Below are 16,003 nucleotides of genomic sequence, written 5' to 3' on the forward strand. Positions count from 1 at the left end.
CCTGGGGAAAAACTGAGCAAAACCAAGAGTGATCTGGGGGCTGGGCGGGAAAACGGCAATGATCAGCAGTGCTGAACAGCTTCAACTGCCGCTGGGTCTCAGCTGCAACCGTGCTGGCTTGCCCACATGCCCCAGCTAGCCGCCAGCCCCCTGAGCCAGGGCCGCCACCAAAGCCGCGCTAGGCCCGGGTAGCCAGCTGCCCTCAACGGCACGGCAATCAGCGCCAGGCGTGAGCACAAAGCGCAGCGACCAGGCGTTGCGGTCGCCTTCCAAGGCAATCCACAAAGGGCCGCGCTCGAGCTCAATGCTGATCGACTCTTCAGCCATCAACTGACTGGCCAGATCATGGTGCTCTTGCACCAACTGCACCAGAGCCTGACCCAGCCCCCGGGCCTCCTCCGCTGTGAGCTCAGAGGCCCAGCCCTGGCCACCAATCAAAAAAGAAAAGGGGTGGCGGGCTGAATCCTCCAGCCACCTCCACCCCTCACCTTCTTGAACACGCATCCGCCGAATCAGCCGGGCAGCAAATCGGGCTGGTCCTGCTCATCGCTCATTTCGATGATGGCCCGCTGCACGGGTTTGATCATCGAATCGTCAAGCAGGCCATCGAAATCATCGAAACGACGCTGCTTAGCCCGAAAAGCAATCTTCACCGTGGTGAGGTAACGGTTGCTGGTGTGGCGGATCAGGCTCTCGGCCCGCTGGGCCAGTTCCTTGTGGTTGACGTCAATACCGCTCTGCATGGGCACCCTTGCAATCTCCTCAACCTAGGTCAACAGGGGCAATTCCCCGTTTAGAAGGGTGTAATGCGGGGCACGCTGGCGATTGATCTAGGCAGCAGCACCACGGTGGTGGCCTACCAGGGGCCAGACACCGCGGCCAAGCTGCTGGCCCTGCCGCCTTACAGCACCAGCGAGCCGGTTGCGGTGCCAACGCTGCTATGGCTCAGCGATCCAGCCATGCCACGGCCCCTGATCGGTCGCCAGGTATTGGAGGCGGGCCTGGCCCACAGCGATGGCCCCCAGTTGCATCGGGACTTCAAACGACAAATCGGCGCGCTCCCCTGCCCGGCGCCCCAACCACCCCCAGCCTTACCACTGCGGCCAGAACAGGCGGGAGCCTTGCTGCTGAGGCAGCTCTGGGCCGCCCTGCCGCCAGGGCTTGCACCCGAGCGGCTGGTGCTGACCGCTCCTATTGACAGCTACCCCCGCTACCGCCAGTGGCTGCAGGAGGTATGCCGCGAGCTAGAGGTGCCTGAGCTGGCCCTGGTGGACGAGCCCACCGCCGCAGCCATCGGTGCGGGATTACCTGCCGGCAGCACGGTGCTGGTGGTGGACCTGGGAGGCGGCACCATCGACCTGTCCCTGGTGGCCCTAGAGGGTGGCGAGGGTCGCCCGGCGCCCATGGCCCAGCTGCTGCGCTTCGCCGGCCGGGATCTGAGTTCAAGTCGCCAGGCCCTGCGCTGTGCCCGGGTGATCGGCAAGGCGGGGGTAGCCCTGGGAGGCCGGGATATAGATCGCTGGATCGCAGCCCACCTTTGCCCCGGAGCCACCCTTGATGGGGCCCTGCTGGAGGCAGCTGAATCGCTCAAATGCCAGCTCAGCAGCGCCGAAGAGGCCCTGGTGTTTTGGAGTCCAGCGGGCCTGCCTCCCCAACCTCTGCGGCTGAGTCGCAGCCGCTTAAACGCCTTGTTGGTGGAGCGGGGCTTGCTGGCCCAACTCGATGATCTGCTGGAGGTCGTGTTGGCGGGAGCCCGCCGCGATGGACTGGCCCCAAACCAGATCACCGCCCTGCTGCCGGTTGGTGGCAGCAGCCGCATGCCCCTGATCCGCCAATGGCTGCAGGAGCGCTGCGGCGGCATTCCCCTGCAGGAAAGCCGGCCGGTGGAAGCCGTAGCCCTGGGGGCCCTGGCCCTCACCCCGGGGGTGCGAGTGCGGGATGTTTTGCGCCACGGAATTTGCCTGCGCTGCTGGGATCAGCGCTCCAGCCGCCATCACTGGCAACCGCTGTTTGTGGCGGGACAAACCTGGCCGAGTGAGCGGCCGCTGGAAATCGTGCTGGCCTGCAGCAGCCCCAACCAGCGAAGCCTGGAGCTGGTGCTGGGGGAACCAGACAACGAAAGACGCAGCGAGGTGGTGTTTGAGGCCGGGCTACCGGTGCTGCGTCCGCGACCAGCGGGGCAAGCCCGAGTGATGCCCTGGAGCGAGCAACCCCCAGACCTTGCCCTGGACGTGCCGGGACAGCCTGGCGAGGACTGTCTGCGATTGTCATTTTCTGTCAACGACCAGGGCCAGCTGGTGCTGGAGGTCACGGACCTACGCAGTGGTCGCCTCAGCGCCCCCCAACTTCTGGGCCCGGTGCGCTGAGAGTTAGCGGCAAACTCAAGTGGACGCCGCAAGCGCTGCCCTCCGCTGACGGCACCTTGGCCGCAGCGTCCATAAAACTAAGTTTCATATTTCCGTATTTGCCTTGGCCCTACGCCGCCACAGGCTGCCCCGTTTCTGGCTGGGTCTCACCCTGGGTCTTGTGGCCTGCGGCATTGGGGCGACCTACTGGTGGGAGCAGCAGCTGCCGCAACGGTTGGAGCAGGCAGCAAGGAGCGGCGACTTAGAAGCCTGCCTGCGCTACAGCGAACAGCTCGAAGCCCTGCGTTGGCTGGGGGGGCAGGCCCCTGCCGAACAAGGCAGCTGCCGGCGCCGCAAAGCGGCCCAGATCTGGCAGCAGGAGCGCTGGGGCGAGGCTCTGCAGTTGCAATTGCAACTGGTGAACTCCCTTGCCGGCAGCGAAGCAGACCGCAAGCGACTGGTGGTGTGGCAGCAAAACCTGCAGCAGCGCGCCATGACCCGCTTCCAGGAGGGCGACCTACCTGCAGCCCTGAAGATCCTCGCTGTGATGGGCGATGACCACCGCGCTGACGGCGACAGCCTGGGCGACAAACTCAGTGAAAACTGGACTCGCAACCGGCTGCAGCTGGAGCGGGCCAAGGGCCTCACAGAGCAAAAGCGCTGGTGGGAGGCCCTCGAGGCCCTCACCCGCATTGACCATCCCTGGTGGAAAACCCAGAGCCGCGGCCTACAAGCCAAGGTACAGAAGGGCATCGAAGGCTTGTCAGTGCAAGAGCGCGAACACGACGCCCATGGCCAGCTGCCCCACACCGTGCCCGCCGCCCAACTCGATGCCCAGGTGCGCCAACGGATCTCCCAGGGTATGGACGAGTGGTCCGCGTTCCAGGAGGCCTGTCGGTCCTTAGGTGGACAGGTGGTTGAGGCCGGGCCGGAGACGGCCTGTCAGAGCCGATCCAGCAAGCGGTGATTGGCGCGTGACAGGATTGGCCGCGCGATGAAGCTCTGGAGCCATGCAGCCAGGTGATCAGGTTCAGGTCTCCCAAAGCGTGGTCGTCTACCACCACCCCCAGCACCGCGGGGTCGCCTTCGATCTCAAAGGCCAACAGGGTGAGGTGGTCACCGTGCTCAACGAGTGGAAGGGCCGGGTGATCAGCCCAACCTTGCCGGTGGTGGTTGCCTTCGGCAAATTTCGGGCCCATTTCCGCTCAGATGAGCTGGCTCCCGCCTTATCGCTTGCCTGACTCTCGCTAGAGCTCCGGCCGCAGCAGGAACACCCCCTCCTCGCCATCGATCTCCTGCAGGCAGAGCTGGATTGATTCTTGGCGACTGGTGGGCACTAGCTTTCCACAGAAATCAGGCTGGATCGGCAACTCCCGGTGACCGCGATCCACCATGGCCAGCAAGCTGACCCGCTTGGGCCGCCCCCAGGCTTGCAAGGCTTCAAGGGCCGCCCGCACAGTGCGCCCCGTAAAGATCACGTCATCCACCAACACCACCTGGCGCCCATCCAGAGCCGCGGGCAAATCGGTGGGCTGGCCCAGACGGGTGCCGACTCGCTCCAGGTCATCTCGATGAAAGGTGGGATCGACACTGCCTTGGTCGATCGGATGGCCGGCTAAGACTGCCAAGCGGGAGGCCAAAACCTCAGCCAACGCCACTCCACGGGTGGGTATGCCGAGGAGCACCAGGGAGCGGCTGTCGGCGACGCCTTCCAACACCTGGGAGGCAAGCCGATCAAGGGTGCGGCCCAAATCCAAGGCCGATAGCAGTTCGAGCCGATGCATTAGGGAATCCGGCAAGTCGGCCAGGGCTGGTTTGCTGTGTGACCAAAGGCTGACCCCGAGGGGAGCAGCTGGGATTGCAGCACATTTGCACTGTAAGTTGGTTTTGGAAGGCGTTGGTTCAACGTCGCTAGGCGAGACGGGTGACGACTATTCCCTCCCAGCAGCAATCCACCCTGGTGCCAGGCCCAGCATCGGCCTCTAGGGCTTCATCCTCTGTGGCCCCGGTCGTACTCGCCATTTTGGATGGCTGGGGTTACAGCCACGAAGCCGATCACAACGCCATACGTGCTGCCAGCACCCCGGTGATGGATGCCCTCTGGCACGCCTATCCCCACACCCTGATTGAGGCCAGCGGCGCCGCTGTCGGCCTGCCAGATCATCAGATGGGCAATTCTGAGGTGGGCCATCTCACAATCGGCTCCGGTCGAATCATTCGCCAGGAGCTGGTGCGGATCAGCCAAGCTGTCAAGGACGGCAGCCTGGCCGCCAACCCTGCGCTCAATTCCTTAGCCGACCGCCTACTTCTCAAGGGCGGCTGCCTGCACCTGATCGGCCTGTGCTCCGATGGGGGCGTTCACAGTCACATCACCCACCTAGGGGGTTTGTTGCAATGGGCCGCGCGCCGCGGTCTCAAGGATGTCTGCATCCACGTGATCACCGATGGCCGGGACACGGACCCGAGCAGTGCCCCCCGATTCGTCACCCAGGTTCAAGAGCAGATCAGTCGGGCCGGCGTGGGGCGGATCGCCACTCTCTGCGGCCGCTACTGGGCCATGGATCGCGATAACCGCTGGGACCGCACCGAAAAGGCCTATCGACTCTTAACCGAACCAAGCGATATATCCGAGCTCAGCGCGGTCAACGCCATCCACGCCTCCTACGCCCTAGAGATCGGCGACGAATTCCTCGAACCGTTGCGATTGGCGGAGGGATTGATCAAGAGTGGAGACGCTTTGGTGTGTTTCAACTTCCGGCCCGACCGGGTGCGCCAGTTGATCCGCGCCCTGGTTTTGCCGGAATTTGACGACTTCTCCCGGCAGCTCCAAGCCCAACTGGATGTGGTCACCTTCACCCAATACGAAAGGGGCTTGCCCGTAGCGGTGGCTTTTCCGCCCGAATCTCTCGATGGCTTACTGGGCCAAGTGGTGTCGAACTCGGGGCTGCGCCAGTTCCGCACAGCTGAAACCGAAAAATATCCTCACGTCACCTATTTCATGAATGGGGGCATTGAGCAGGCTTTCCCTGGAGAAGATCGCCACCTAGTCCCCTCCCCCCGGGTGGCTACCTACGACCTTTCCCCGGAAATGTCCGCCGGCGAGCTCACTGAAAGTTGTATTGCCGCAATCAAAAAGGGCATTTACTCGTTGGTAGTAATCAATTACGCCAATCCGGACATGGTGGGGCACACCGGCAAAATGAAAGCCACCACTGAAGCAATCACCACTGTCGACACCTGCGTAGGCAAGCTGATGGAGGCCACCAACCGCATGGGAGGCACGCTGCTGATCACCGCAGACCACGGCAATGCCGAAGTGATGGAGGGCCCAGATGGTCGCCCCTGGACGGCTCACACCACAAACCCCGTGCCCGTGATTTTGGTGGAGGGCGAGAAACGCAAGCTGCCCGGCCACGGCACCAATGTGTCGCTGCGTGACCATGGCGGCTTAGCCGACATCGCCCCGACCCTGCTGGAGATCTTGCACCTGCCCAAGCCCGCAACCATGAGCGGTGAATCACTGATCCTGGCAACTGGCACCGCAGCCGCATCCAGTCCCATCACCCAGACCCTGGGCGTTTAACCTGCCCCTATCCAAAGAGGCCCATGGTCACTTCAGTTTTGTCATGGGTGTGGATTGGCAGTGGCGTTCTGCTGATCATCAGCGTGCTGCTACATAGCCCCAAGGGCGATGGCATGGGCGGGCTGGCCGCTAGCGGCGGTTCGATGTTCACTAGTGCCCGTAGCGCCGAAGCCACCCTCAACCGCATCAGCTGGACCTTGCTAGCAATTTTTCTTGGCCTGGCCGTTGTGCTCAGCGCCGGCTGGCTCGGTTAGGTCTGTGACGCCAATGCCGCGACGCAATCTGCTGGTAGCCCTGGGATCAAGCCTGGGCGCCTTCTTCACTGGCGTCTCCCGCGCCGAAGCAGCTTCCAAGGCCCAGGATCCCGCCTGGCAGCTCAGCGAAGCCAGCTGGAAGAAACGTCTCAACCCGGCCGCTTACAACGTGCTGCGCCAGGAAGGCACCGAAAGGCCCTTCTCCAGCCCCCTGAATAGCGAAAAACGCCCAGGCACTTTCGTTTGTGCTGGCTGCGCCCTGCCCCTCTTTAGCTCCAAGGCCAAATACGAGAGCGGCACCGGCTGGCCCAGCTTCTGGCAACCACTGCCCAACGGGATCGCCACCAAGGTGGACTTCAAGTTGATCGTGCCCCGCACCGAATACCACTGCCGGCGCTGCGGCGGCCATCAGGGCCACGTGTTTGACGACGGCCCTAAGCCCAGTGGCAAGCGCTACTGCAATAACGGCGCTGCCCTCAATTTCATCCCCGGTTAACCGGTGTATTCGCCGTTGTAGGCCTCTTCGCCGTGGGCATTGATATCGAGGCCCTGCTGTTCCTGAATATCGTTAACACGCAGGGGCATCACCAGGCGAATCAGTATAAGAATCACATACGTGCCTACTCCAACAAAAAGGATTGTGAATCCTGCGGCCTTGAGCTGAATCCAGAGCTGACCTGGCTGGCCGACTAGCAGTCCATCGGCGCCAGCGGGATTGAGACTTTTCAACGTGAACACTCCAGTTAGCAGAGTGCCGAGCAACCCGGCCACGCCATGCACCGGCAGCACATCGAGGCTGTCATCGAGACGCCAGCGGTTCTTGAGTTGCATGGCATAGCTGCAAACCAGTGCTGCCGCAAAGCCGATCAACACGGCCGCCAGAGGGCTCACATAGCCAGCCGCTGGGGTGATCGCCACTAGGCCGGCCACGGCGCCGGTAGCCACACCCACGGCAGTGGGCTTGCCGCGCTGCCATGTTTCCAGCAGCATCCAGCCCAGGGCAGCTGCAGCGGCAGCGGTATTGGTGGTGAGGCAGGCAAGGGAGGCCAAATTGCCGGCCACCAGGCCGCTACCACCATTGAAGCCAAACCAGCCGAACCAGAGCAGGCCCGCCCCAAACAGGATGAAGGGCACGTTGTGGGGTGCGGCGGCATAGCCCACGCCCCCACTGCGACGCCGGCCTACCACCAGGGCAGCAACGGCGGCGGCCACGCCCGAGGCCAGTTCCACCACCAGGCCACCGGCGAAGTCGATGGCACCGAGGCCGGAGCTGCCCAGGAACCCACCTGGACCCCACACCATGTGGGCCAGGGGTAGGTAGATGAAGGTGCTCCAGAGCAGCAGAAACACCATCCAGGCGCGGAAATGCATCCGCTCCACCACCGCACCTGAAATCAGCGCCGGAGTGATGATCGCAAAAGTGACCTGGAACAGGGCAACGGCACCGTGACTGAGTTGCCCATCCCCATAGGGAGCCGACCAATTGCTGAGCCCCGCCCACTGCAACCCGCCGATGAACGGAGCTAGGGGACCGCTGCCGGGAGAGAAGGCCAGGCTGTAGCCGAACAACACCCAGAGCACACTCACCAGGGCCATGGCGGTGAAGCTCATCACCATGGTGTTAAGCACGTTGCGGCTGCGAACAAAGCCCGCATAAAAGATGGCCAGGGCTGGTGTCATCATCAGCACCAGGGCGGCACTCACCAGCACAAAACCATTGTTGGCAGTGCGAAGGGCCAGATCGGTTGCAAACAGAAGCGGCACAGCTAACCCAAAACCAGGCGTCACCCTGAAGACCAACGGATCAGCAGCCAGTAGCAACCGCTACCAAAAGAGCCTTTAAAGGTGGCAACCGATACAGCCGGGATGGATGGGCCCGCTTGGCTGAACGGAAACGAACAAAAAAAGGGCAGAAGGAAAACCCTTCTGCCCTCGCTGACGATGAAGGAGTGGGGCCTTGAAGGCACCCATCTCGCTGTCAATAGTCGAAGTCGCCGCCGCCCATGCCGCCACCGGCGGGAGCTGCATCTTTCTTGTCTGGCATGTCGGCCACGATGCACTCGGTGGTCAGCACCATGCCGGCGATGGAGGCGGCATTTTGCAGACCGGAGCGGGTCACCTTGGCGGGGTCGACGATACCGGCAGCCAGCATGTCGACGTACTCGCCGGTGGCGGCGTTATAGCCCTCGTTGAAGGGCTTATTGCGCACGTTCTCAGCCACGACAGCGCCATTGACGCCAGCGTTTTGAGCGATGCGCATCAAGGGCGCGGTCAGAGCGGAGGCCACGATGTGGGCGCCGATCAGCTCCTCGCCAGAGAGGTTGGCCGCAGCCCACTCCTCGAGGGCGGGGGCCAGGTGGGCCAAGGTGGTACCACCACCAGGAACGATGCCTTCTTCAACAGCCGCCTTGGTGGCGTTGATGGCGTCTTCCAGGCGCAGCTTCTTGTCCTTCATCTCGGTCTCGGTGGCGGCACCCACCTTGACTACGGCCACACCGCCGCTCAGCTTGGCAAGACGCTCCTGCAGCTTCTCCTTGTCGTAGGAGGAGTCGGTTTCGTCCATCTGCTTGCGGATCTGCTCGCAGCGGGCCTTCACTGCCACCTCGTTGCCTTCGGCCACGATGGTGGTGGTGTCCTTGTTGATGGTGATGCGGCGGGCGGTGCCCAGCATCTCCAACTTGGCGTTCTCAAGCTTGAGACCGGCGTCCTCGGTGATCAGCTGACCGTTGGTGAGAACGGCGATGTCCTCGAGCATGGCCTTGCGGCGATCACCGAAACCAGGTGCCTTGACTGCCGCCACGTTGAGCACGCCGCGCAGGCGGTTCACAACGAGGGTGGCTAGGGCTTCCTTCTCGATGTCCTCGGCAATGATCAGCAGGGGCTTGCCGGTACGGGCGATCTGCTCAAGCACGGGCACCAGGTCCTGCACCAGACCAATCTTCTTATCGGTGAGCAGGATGTAGGGCTCTTCGAGCACCGCTTCCATGCGCTCGGTGTCGGTGGCGAAATAGGGCGAGATGTAGCCCTTGTCGAAGCGCATGCCTTCGGTGACCTCCAGCTCGGTGGTCATCGATTTCCCTTCTTCCAGGGAGATCACACCTTCCTTGCCGACCTTGTCCATCGCATCCGCGATCATGCGACCTACCTCTTCGTCGTTGCCGGCGGAGATGGTGCCCACTTGGGCGATGGCGCTGGAATCGGAGATCGGCTTGGCGTGCTCCTTGATCTTGCCTACGAGGAAATCGGAAGCCTTATCGATGCCCTTTTTGAGGGTGATCGCATTGGCGCCCGCAGCCACGTTGCGCAGGCCTGCCTTGACCATGGCATGGGCCAAAACCGTGGCGGTGGTGGTGCCGTCGCCGGCAGCATCGTTGGTTTTGGAGGCGGCCTGACGGATCAGGGCAACACCGGTGTTCTCGATGTGGTCTTCGAGCTCAATTTCCTTGGCGATGGTGACGCCGTCGTTGATGATCTGGGGAGCACCAAACTTTTTCTCCAGCACCACGTTGCGGCCCTTGGGTCCAAGGGTGACAGCAACGGCCTCAGCCAGAATGTCGATACCTCTTTCGAGAGCTCTGCGAGCGTTCTCGTTGTAAATAATGCGCTTAGCCATGGAAGGCGATGTCCTTATGGGGTTAGGTCGGATTCAGTAATCGGCCAGTCGTCAGTTGACGATGGCGAGGATGTCCTTCTCGGATAGCAGCACAAACTCGTCGCTGCCGAGCTTGATGTCGGTACCGGCGTACTTGCTGTAGAGCACCTTGTCGCCAACACTGACCTCAGGAGCCTGGCGGCTGCCGTCGTCGTTGCGCTTGCCGGGGCCGATCTGCACCACCTCGCCCACCTGGGGCTTTTCCTTGGCGGTGTCAGGCAGAAGGATGCCGCCGGCGGTCTTCTCCTCCGATTCGGAAACCTTGATAAAAATGCGATCTCCTAGGGGCTTAACCGTGGAGACGCTGAGAGAAACAGCAGCCATGGATGGATTGCGAGAGCAATGACATGACGCCTGAGACGCCACAGAACAGTGAACTTGAGTGGGCCTGAGGGGCGATTTAGCACTCGAGCTCAACGAGTGCCAACTTATGCCCAATCAAGTTCCAGTGCCCAGGCCCAAACCGTGCGGGTGACCGAACCACCAGGGTGAACAGATGCTGAACAGGGTCCACCGCCTGTCGCGGTGGTAAGGTTGCGCCGCTTCAGGCGGGCTGATTCCCCCTGCGCTTCCCCAAGATTTCCTTACCTATGGCAGCTGCTACCGCCACCGGCACCAAAGGCACCGTCCGGCAGGTGATTGGCCCGGTTTTAGACGTTGAATTCCCGGCCGGCAAGCTGCCCAAGATTTACAACGCGCTTCGGATTGAAGCCAAAAATTCGGCCGGTCAGCTAGTCGCTCTTACCGCTGAAGTCCAACAGTTGCTGGGCGATCACCGAGTCCGTGCTGTGGCCATGAGCACCACCGACGGCTTGGTCCGTGGCATGGAAGCTATTGATACGGGCGCCCCAATTTGCGTACCCGTGGGCGAGGCCACCCTCGGCCGCATCTTCAACGTGCTCGGCGAGCCGGTGGATGAGCAGGGTCCCGTAACCACCAGCGTGACCGCTTCGATCCACCGCGCCGCCCCCAGCCTCACTGAGCTGGAGACCAAGCCCAAGGTTTTTGAGACCGGCATCAAGGTGATCGACCTGCTGGCTCCTTACCGCCAAGGGGGCAAGGTTGGCCTGTTCGGCGGCGCCGGCGTAGGCAAGACCGTGCTGATCCAAGAGCTAATCAACAACATCGCCAAGGAGCACGGCGGCGTTTCCGTGTTCGCTGGCGTTGGCGAGCGCACCCGGGAAGGCAACGACCTCTACGAGGAATTCAAGGAATCGGGTGTGATCAACCCCGACGACCTTTCAAAGTCGAAGGTGGCGCTCTGCTACGGCCAGATGAACGAGCCTCCTGGTGCCCGCATGCGCGTGGGTCTCTCAGCACTCACCATGGCTGAGCACTTCCGCGACACCAACAAGCAAGACGTCTTGCTGTTCGTCGACAACATCTTCCGTTTCGTGCAGGCCGGCTCAGAAGTATCGGCACTGCTGGGCCGCATGCCCTCTGCTGTGGGCTATCAGCCCACCCTCGGCACCGACGTGGGCATGCTGCAAGAGCGCATCACCTCCACCCTGGAAGGCTCGATCACTTCGATCCAGGCTGTCTACGTACCTGCAGACGACCTCACCGACCCGGCACCTGCCACCACCTTTGCCCACCTAGACGCCACCACGGTGCTGAGCCGGGGCCTGGCTTCCAAAGGCATCTACCCGGCCGTGGATCCTCTGGATTCCACCAGCACCATGCTTCAGCCAGCCGTGGTGGGTGATGAGCACTACCGCACCGCCCGCTCTGTGCAGAGCACCCTGCAGCGCTACAAAGAGCTCCAAGACATCATTGCGATTCTTGGTCTCGACGAACTCTCCGAGGACGACCGCCGCACGGTTGACCGGGCCCGCAAGATCGAGAAGTTTCTCTCCCAGCCCTTCTTCGTGGCCGAGATCTTCACCGGTCAAAAGGGTGAGTACGTCAAGCTGGATGACACGATCAAGGGCTTCAACATGATTCTGGCCGGCGAGCTAGACGACCTACCTGAAGCTGCCTTCTACCTGGTGGGCAACATCGACCAGGTGAGGGCCAAGGCTGCCAAGATTCTTGCTGAAGCCAAGGGTTGATCCCCTCTTTTCCCTGAGGACCCCTACCCATGAGTCTCACCCTCCGCGTTCTGGCCCCTGATCAGAGCGTCTTTGATGGAACCGCCGAAGAGGTAATCCTGCCAAGTACCACTGGGCAGGTAGGCATCCTGCCTGGCCACGTCACCATGCTGGCAGCCCTGGATACAGGTGTAATGCGTCTGCGCTCCGGCGGCGCTTGGTCAACGATCGCCCTGATGGGTGGTTTCGCTGAAGTGGAGGCCGATGAGGTCACCGTTTTGGTGAATGCTGCTGAGCTGGGCAGCTCAATTAATGCTGCATCCGCAGAGGCTGCCTTTGAGGCTGCCCAATCGGCAGCAGCTGCATTTGAGGGCAAGCCAGCTAGCCCAGACAAGCTCAAAGCCCAGCAAGCACTGGCTGCATCTCGCGCCCGCTTTCAAGCCAGCAAGGCGGTTTAATTTTCAAGGCATCTAGATTGCCAAAGAATCTAAGTTTTCAAAGAATTTCATTCCGGATTTCAACCCCTACCCAGGGTTGGCTTCCGGATTTTTTATGACTATGTCATCAATAAGCAAAAAACAATGCATAATAAAGATGCACAAAAAAGCACTCCTCCCGGAGTGCTTGTGGATATAATTTTTATCCGGGCAAAAAACTAAGCTTCAGAATTCAGCTACGATCAGGCGGTACCGCAGAAAGTAACATCGGGGAACTTAAGCTTGGCATCGTCAAGGCTCTTGCCTTTTCCTTCTTCCTGCCAGTAGTTAATCACCTCGGTAGCCTTGTTGAGCACCTCAACGCGCTCGTTATCTGTGATCCAGCTCTTGCCTTCGAGCTCGGTCTTGAGGGTTTCCCAGGCATCTTCCCGGGGCCAGAAGAAGTAAGAAGTAAGAGGGCTCGGACCACCGCCAACAATCTGATCCACCGCTAGGGCGACGTTGTCAGGCAGCCACAGGATCTTGAGCAGGAAACGACCTTCATCAGCCTTGGGGGTATAGCCAGAGGGAACGCCATCCTCATCAATGATGGCGGTCGCCAGAGCCGCACTGCCGCCACGCATCACCGGACGCCCCTGGGTGGTGGTGTCTTCGGCAGCCGCGGCCACTTCGGCCAATTCGGTTACTGCTGCGTCAGGAGCGCTCTCGAAGGCTGTCATGGGGTCAGTGCTCAAGGCAACAGAGCAAAGAACTAACCTACCAGCCGCCTGGCCGCCCTCGGCCCCCGCCTGCGGCTATGGCCCTGCGCCTGTTCCTCGATTCGGCCGATCCCAAAGCCTGGCAGCAGTGGCTGGCCAGCGGCCTATTTCACGGCGTAACCACCAACCCCACCCTGCTGCGCCGGGCTGCCCAGCCCTGCACCCTCGACAGCCTGGCAGCCCTCAGCCGCACGGCCCTGGCCCATGGCATCGCCGAACTCCACCTGCAGGCATGGGGCGCCACCACGGCAGACATGCTGCGCTGCGGCCAGGAACTAGCGGCCCTGGCCCCCGGCCGCATCGCCGTGAAGCTGCCGGTGACCAAGCAGGGAGCAGCGGTTGCCCGGGAGCTGGTTGGCGCCGGCATTGCCGTCACCTTCACCGCCTGCTACGAGCCCCACCAGGTGCTGATCGCCGCGGCCCTGGGAGTCGCATACATCGCCCCCTACCTGGGCCGCATCCAGGATCAGGGGCGTAATGGGCTAGCCGAAGTGGTCACCATGCAGCGATGCCTTGCGGGGCTCGGCTCCAGCGTGCGGCTGCTGGTGGCCAGCTTGCGCCAGCCCAGCGAACTCAGCCACCTGGCCGCTGAAGGGCTGAACACCTTCACGATCAGCCCGGCACTGGCAACTGAACTATTCGGCAGTGAGGCCACCACTGCAGCCAGCGTCCAGTTTGAAAGCGATGCCCGTTCCTGAAAGCCAATCTTGATGCCCATGTTCGCCTCTCCGCCCCGGGCCGTCGTGCTGTTCGACATCGATGGCGTAATCCGCGATGTGAGCGCCAGCTACCGCCGGGCAATCGTCGAAACGGTGCACCACTTCCATGGCCAGCGTCCCGAGCCCGCCGCCATCGACGGCCTTAAAAGCGAAGGAAGCTGGAACAACGACTGGCAGGCCTCGATGGAGCTGCTGCGCCGCACCGGCCATACCCCGCTCCCGGCGTTTGAGGAGCTGGTGGCGGTGTTCGAAGGCTTCTATTTCGGCGGCGATCCCGCCGGCGATCCGGGCCATTGGCGGGGCTTCATCCGCGACGAGCCCCTACTGGTGCAGCAAGCCTTTTTTGCCGCTCTGGAGGCTGCAGGCCTGGCCTACGGCTTCGTGAGTGGCGCCGAGCCCCCCTCCTGCCGTTACGTGCTGCAAACCCGCCTGGGGCTCGCCAATCCGCCCTTGATCGCCATGGGCGATGCGCCAGACAAGCCCGATCCCACCGGCCTGCTGCAGCTAGCCAGCCAGTTGGCTGGCGAGAGCCTGGGGGCTGGCGCAGCGCCGGTGATTTACCTGGGCGACACGGTGGCCGATGTGCTCACCGTGCAGCGCGCCCGCGCCCAGTGCCCTGCCCAGTGCCCAGCTCAGCGCTTCTTGAGCTTTGCGGTAGCGCCACCCCATCTGCACAGGCAGCCCGAAGCGCGAGCCACCTACGAGGCGCGCCTGCGGGAGGCCGGCGCCGATGTGGTGATTCCCAGCACGGCCAACCTGCTGGAATCGCTCCTGCCGCAGCTGGGCTGATGCCCTGCCCTAAACCTCAGCGCTCCAGCGCCGCCGGAGACTTCAGGGCGGCGGCGGTGAGATTTTCATGGCCATGGGCCGTTACCGCCACATCGTCTTCGATGCGAATGCCGATGCCCTTCCAGCGAGCTTCGATCTCCGGCTGGCCATCTGGCACCGGCAGCCGATCGCTCACGTAGAGGCCCGGCTCCACGGTGAGCACCATGCCCGGCTCCAGCTCCACGTGGTGCTCACCGAGGCGATAGGCCCCCACATCGTGTACATCAAGGCCAAGCCAGTGGCCGGTGCGGTGCATGTAGAGGTGGCGGTAGGCCCCCTGCTCGATCACCCCATCGAGGGATCCCGCCAGTAGCCCTAGGTCCAGCAGGCCCGCCACCAGCACCCGCAGGGCGGTCTCGTGCACCCCTTCAGCGCTGAAGCCCGGGGCCACCGAATCCACCGCCGCCTCCTGGGCCGCCAGCACCAGCTCGTATAGGGCGCGCTGCTCACCACTGAAGCGTCCGTTGATCGGAAAGCTGCGGGTGATGTCGCCGTTGTAGTAGTCGGCTAAGGAGCAACCGGCATCGATCAACAGGAGATCGCCGTCGTTCAGCGGGGCGTTGTTGGCGATGTAGTGCAACACGCAGGCGTTATCGCCGCCGGCAACGATCGTGCCGTAGGCCGGGCCACGGGCACCCTGCTCCAGGAAGTGCTGCTCAATCACGGCCTGCACCTGCCGCTCATTGAGGCCAGGCCGCACCACCTGACGAGCCAGCTCATGGGCCTCGGCCGAGATCCGCGCCGCCTCGCGCATGCGCTCCAGCTCCTCGGGGCCCTTGCGCAGCCGCAGCTCGTGCAGGAGCGGACAGGGGGCCACCAGGCCCAGGGCGGCCCGGCCGCTGCGGGGGGCTCGGTCGAGCTGAGCGGCCCAAGCCGCCAGCACCAGCGGCTCCACCTTCGGGTTCTTGCCAACGCGAAAGGCGATGCCCTCAGCGCCCCTGAGGTAGTCGGGCAGGCGCTGCTCTAGCTCGCTGCGCGGGTGGGCCAGGTCGGCGCCAAACTCGGCCACGGCGCCTTCAGTACCCCAACGGAAACCGTTCCAAACCTCGGCGCTGGCCTCGCGGGGCTGCACAAACAGCACGTAGCGCTCACCCTCGGGCCGGTGAGGCAAAAACAGGGCCACCGCCTCGGGTTCATCAAAACCAGTGAGGTACCAGAAGTCGCTGTTTTGGCGGAAGGGCCACTCGCAGTCGGCGTGATGGGTCACCAGGGTTGCCGCCGGAATCACGGCAGCAGCTTCCCCGAGCTGTGCGAAGAAACGCTGACGCCGCTGGGCGAAGGTCGACGGATCGATCATGAAAAAGCGGCCTGCGGGCCCTGCAGAAGCCCAGTTTGGAGCAGGCAGCGGGACAGACGCTGGCGGAGCCGATTTAATAGGTAGATGGCGAGCGGCGAAA

At 62.7% G+C, this 16,003-nt stretch carries 18 protein-coding genes; 10 read left to right on the plus strand and 8 right to left on the minus strand.

The features are described 5' to 3' along the window. Window positions 1–135: 135 nt before the first annotated feature. A complete protein-coding gene (locus C7K55_RS04945; RefSeq protein WP_106502310.1) occupies window positions 136–504 on the minus strand; it encodes a DUF1818 family protein in 369 nt (122 codons plus the stop codon). Window positions 505–512: 8 nt separating this feature from the next. Next, window positions 513–743: a DNA-directed RNA polymerase subunit omega gene (locus C7K55_RS04950; protein WP_106502311.1), complete on the minus strand. Its 231-nt coding sequence runs from the start codon at window positions 741–743 to the stop codon at window positions 513–515. A 63-nt stretch (window positions 744–806) separates the two neighbouring features. Here C7K55_RS04950 and C7K55_RS04955 point away from each other — a divergent pair, with 63 nt between their 5' ends. From C7K55_RS04955 to C7K55_RS04965, 3 genes are all read left to right on the plus strand, one after another. Next, entirely contained in the window at window positions 807–2,366 is a 1,560-nt protein-coding gene (locus C7K55_RS04955; RefSeq protein ID WP_106502312.1) for an Hsp70 family protein, read from the plus strand. 103 nt (window positions 2,367–2,469) lie between these two features. Next, on the plus strand, window positions 2,470–3,312 hold the full coding sequence (locus C7K55_RS04960; RefSeq protein ID WP_106502313.1) for a hypothetical protein: 843 nt from the start codon (window positions 2,470–2,472) through the stop codon (window positions 3,310–3,312). Window positions 3,313–3,355: 43 nt separating this feature from the next. Then, window positions 3,356–3,586, plus strand: a complete 231-nt coding sequence (locus C7K55_RS04965; protein WP_106502314.1) for a ferredoxin-thioredoxin reductase variable chain — start codon at window positions 3,356–3,358, stop codon at window positions 3,584–3,586. 6 nt (window positions 3,587–3,592) lie between these two features. Here C7K55_RS04965 and pyrR read toward each other — a convergent pair whose 3' ends face one another. After that, complete coding sequence (gene pyrR / locus C7K55_RS04970) at window positions 3,593–4,129, minus strand: bifunctional pyr operon transcriptional regulator/uracil phosphoribosyltransferase PyrR (RefSeq protein WP_106502315.1); 537 nt, start codon at window positions 4,127–4,129, stop codon at window positions 3,593–3,595. Between the two features lie 215 nt (window positions 4,130–4,344). Here pyrR and gpmI point away from each other — a divergent pair, with 215 nt between their 5' ends. Genes gpmI through msrB form a run of 3 tightly spaced genes read left to right on the plus strand, consistent with a single transcriptional unit; the run spans window position 4,345 to window position 6,678 of the window. Further along, window positions 4,345–5,928, plus strand: coding sequence for a 2,3-bisphosphoglycerate-independent phosphoglycerate mutase (gpmI, locus tag C7K55_RS04975; protein WP_193486156.1), 1,584 nt, complete (start codon window positions 4,345–4,347; stop codon window positions 5,926–5,928). Window positions 5,929–5,951: 23 nt separating this feature from the next. Continuing rightward, complete coding sequence (secG, locus tag C7K55_RS04980) at window positions 5,952–6,182, plus strand: preprotein translocase subunit SecG (RefSeq protein ID WP_106502316.1); 231 nt, start codon at window positions 5,952–5,954, stop codon at window positions 6,180–6,182. Between the two features lie 13 nt (window positions 6,183–6,195). Continuing rightward, window positions 6,196–6,678 (plus strand): peptide-methionine (R)-S-oxide reductase MsrB, encoded by a 483-nt coding sequence (msrB, locus tag C7K55_RS04985; RefSeq protein ID WP_106502317.1) that lies wholly within the window; start codon window positions 6,196–6,198, stop codon window positions 6,676–6,678. Here the strand turns inward: msrB and C7K55_RS04990 are convergent. The 3 genes from C7K55_RS04990 to groES form a co-directional block, all read right to left on the minus strand. Then, the gene (locus C7K55_RS04990; RefSeq protein WP_241518183.1) at window positions 6,675–7,946 is read right to left on the minus strand and encodes an ammonium transporter; all 1,272 of its coding nucleotides are present in this window, start codon (window positions 7,944–7,946) and stop codon (window positions 6,675–6,677) included. The genes msrB and C7K55_RS04990 overlap by 4 nt on opposite strands. Before the next feature lie 214 nt (window positions 7,947–8,160). Further along, window positions 8,161–9,795: a chaperonin GroEL gene (gene groL, locus C7K55_RS04995; RefSeq protein ID WP_106502318.1), complete on the minus strand. Its 1,635-nt coding sequence runs from the start codon at window positions 9,793–9,795 to the stop codon at window positions 8,161–8,163. A gap of 51 nt (window positions 9,796–9,846) precedes the next feature. Continuing rightward, on the minus strand, window positions 9,847–10,158 hold the full coding sequence (groES, locus tag C7K55_RS05000; RefSeq protein WP_094561335.1) for a co-chaperone GroES: 312 nt from the start codon (window positions 10,156–10,158) through the stop codon (window positions 9,847–9,849). 266 nt (window positions 10,159–10,424) lie between these two features. Between groES and atpD the strand changes: the two genes are divergently transcribed. Then, window positions 10,425–11,885 (plus strand): F0F1 ATP synthase subunit beta, encoded by a 1,461-nt coding sequence (gene atpD, locus C7K55_RS05005; protein WP_106502319.1) that lies wholly within the window; start codon window positions 10,425–10,427, stop codon window positions 11,883–11,885. Window positions 11,886–11,914: 29 nt separating this feature from the next. Continuing rightward, complete coding sequence (atpC, locus tag C7K55_RS05010) at window positions 11,915–12,322, plus strand: ATP synthase F1 subunit epsilon (protein ID WP_106502320.1); 408 nt, start codon at window positions 11,915–11,917, stop codon at window positions 12,320–12,322. Between the two features lie 221 nt (window positions 12,323–12,543). Here the strand turns inward: atpC and C7K55_RS05015 are convergent, their stop codons facing one another. Then, the gene (locus tag C7K55_RS05015) at window positions 12,544–13,020 is read right to left on the minus strand and encodes a 30S ribosomal protein PSRP-3 (RefSeq protein ID WP_396094819.1); all 477 of its coding nucleotides are present in this window, start codon (window positions 13,018–13,020) and stop codon (window positions 12,544–12,546) included. Window positions 13,021–13,097: 77 nt separating this feature from the next. Between C7K55_RS05015 and C7K55_RS05020 the strand changes: the two genes are divergently transcribed. Next, a complete protein-coding gene (locus C7K55_RS05020) occupies window positions 13,098–13,757 on the plus strand; it encodes a transaldolase family protein (protein ID WP_106502322.1) in 660 nt (219 codons plus the stop codon). Window positions 13,758–13,775: 18 nt separating this feature from the next. Then, a complete protein-coding gene (locus C7K55_RS05025) occupies window positions 13,776–14,567 on the plus strand; it encodes a TIGR01548 family HAD-type hydrolase (RefSeq protein WP_106502323.1) in 792 nt (263 codons plus the stop codon). 16 nt (window positions 14,568–14,583) lie between these two features. Here C7K55_RS05025 and C7K55_RS05030 read toward each other — a convergent pair whose 3' ends face one another. After that, complete coding sequence (locus C7K55_RS05030; protein ID WP_106502324.1) at window positions 14,584–15,903, minus strand: aminopeptidase P N-terminal domain-containing protein; 1,320 nt, start codon at window positions 15,901–15,903, stop codon at window positions 14,584–14,586. Window positions 15,904–16,003: the final 100 nt, after the last annotated feature.

It is taken from the genome of Cyanobium usitatum str. Tous (genome assembly GCF_003011885.1).
GTDB classification, from domain to species: Bacteria; Cyanobacteriota; Cyanobacteriia; order PCC-6307; family Cyanobiaceae; genus Cyanobium_A; species Cyanobium_A usitatum.

What these genes read in the sequence shown, in the direction of transcription:
- atpD (WP_106502319.1), top strand. Translation starts at nt 10,425, where the DNA reads ATGGCAGCTGCTACCGCCACCGGCACCAAAGGCACCGTCCGGCAGGTG.
- pyrR (WP_106502315.1), bottom strand. Translation starts at nt 4,129, where the DNA reads ATGCATCGGCTCGAACTGCTATCGGCCTTGGATTTGGGCCGCACCCTT.
- C7K55_RS04955 (WP_106502312.1), top strand. Translation starts at nt 807, where the DNA reads ATGCGGGGCACGCTGGCGATTGATCTAGGCAGCAGCACCACGGTGGTG.
- C7K55_RS04945 (WP_106502310.1), bottom strand. Translation starts at nt 504, where the DNA reads ATGCGTGTTCAAGAAGGTGAGGGGTGGAGGTGGCTGGAGGATTCAGCC.
- groES (WP_094561335.1), bottom strand. Translation starts at nt 10,158, where the DNA reads ATGGCTGCTGTTTCTCTCAGCGTCTCCACGGTTAAGCCCCTAGGAGAT.
- C7K55_RS04950 (WP_106502311.1), bottom strand. Translation starts at nt 743, where the DNA reads ATGCAGAGCGGTATTGACGTCAACCACAAGGAACTGGCCCAGCGGGCC.
- atpC (WP_106502320.1), top strand. Translation starts at nt 11,915, where the DNA reads ATGAGTCTCACCCTCCGCGTTCTGGCCCCTGATCAGAGCGTCTTTGAT.
- C7K55_RS04965 (WP_106502314.1), top strand. Translation starts at nt 3,356, where the DNA reads ATGCAGCCAGGTGATCAGGTTCAGGTCTCCCAAAGCGTGGTCGTCTAC.
- C7K55_RS05025 (WP_106502323.1), top strand. Translation starts at nt 13,776, where the DNA reads ATGTTCGCCTCTCCGCCCCGGGCCGTCGTGCTGTTCGACATCGATGGC.
- groL (WP_106502318.1), bottom strand. Translation starts at nt 9,795, where the DNA reads ATGGCTAAGCGCATTATTTACAACGAGAACGCTCGCAGAGCTCTCGAA.
- C7K55_RS05030 (WP_106502324.1), bottom strand. Translation starts at nt 15,903, where the DNA reads ATGATCGATCCGTCGACCTTCGCCCAGCGGCGTCAGCGTTTCTTCGCA.
- C7K55_RS05015 (WP_396094819.1), bottom strand. Translation starts at nt 13,020, where the DNA reads ATGACAGCCTTCGAGAGCGCTCCTGACGCAGCAGTAACCGAATTGGCC.
- secG (WP_106502316.1), top strand. Translation starts at nt 5,952, where the DNA reads ATGGTCACTTCAGTTTTGTCATGGGTGTGGATTGGCAGTGGCGTTCTG.
- msrB (WP_106502317.1), top strand. Translation starts at nt 6,196, where the DNA reads ATGCCGCGACGCAATCTGCTGGTAGCCCTGGGATCAAGCCTGGGCGCC.
- C7K55_RS05020 (WP_106502322.1), top strand. Translation starts at nt 13,098, where the DNA reads ATGGCCCTGCGCCTGTTCCTCGATTCGGCCGATCCCAAAGCCTGGCAG.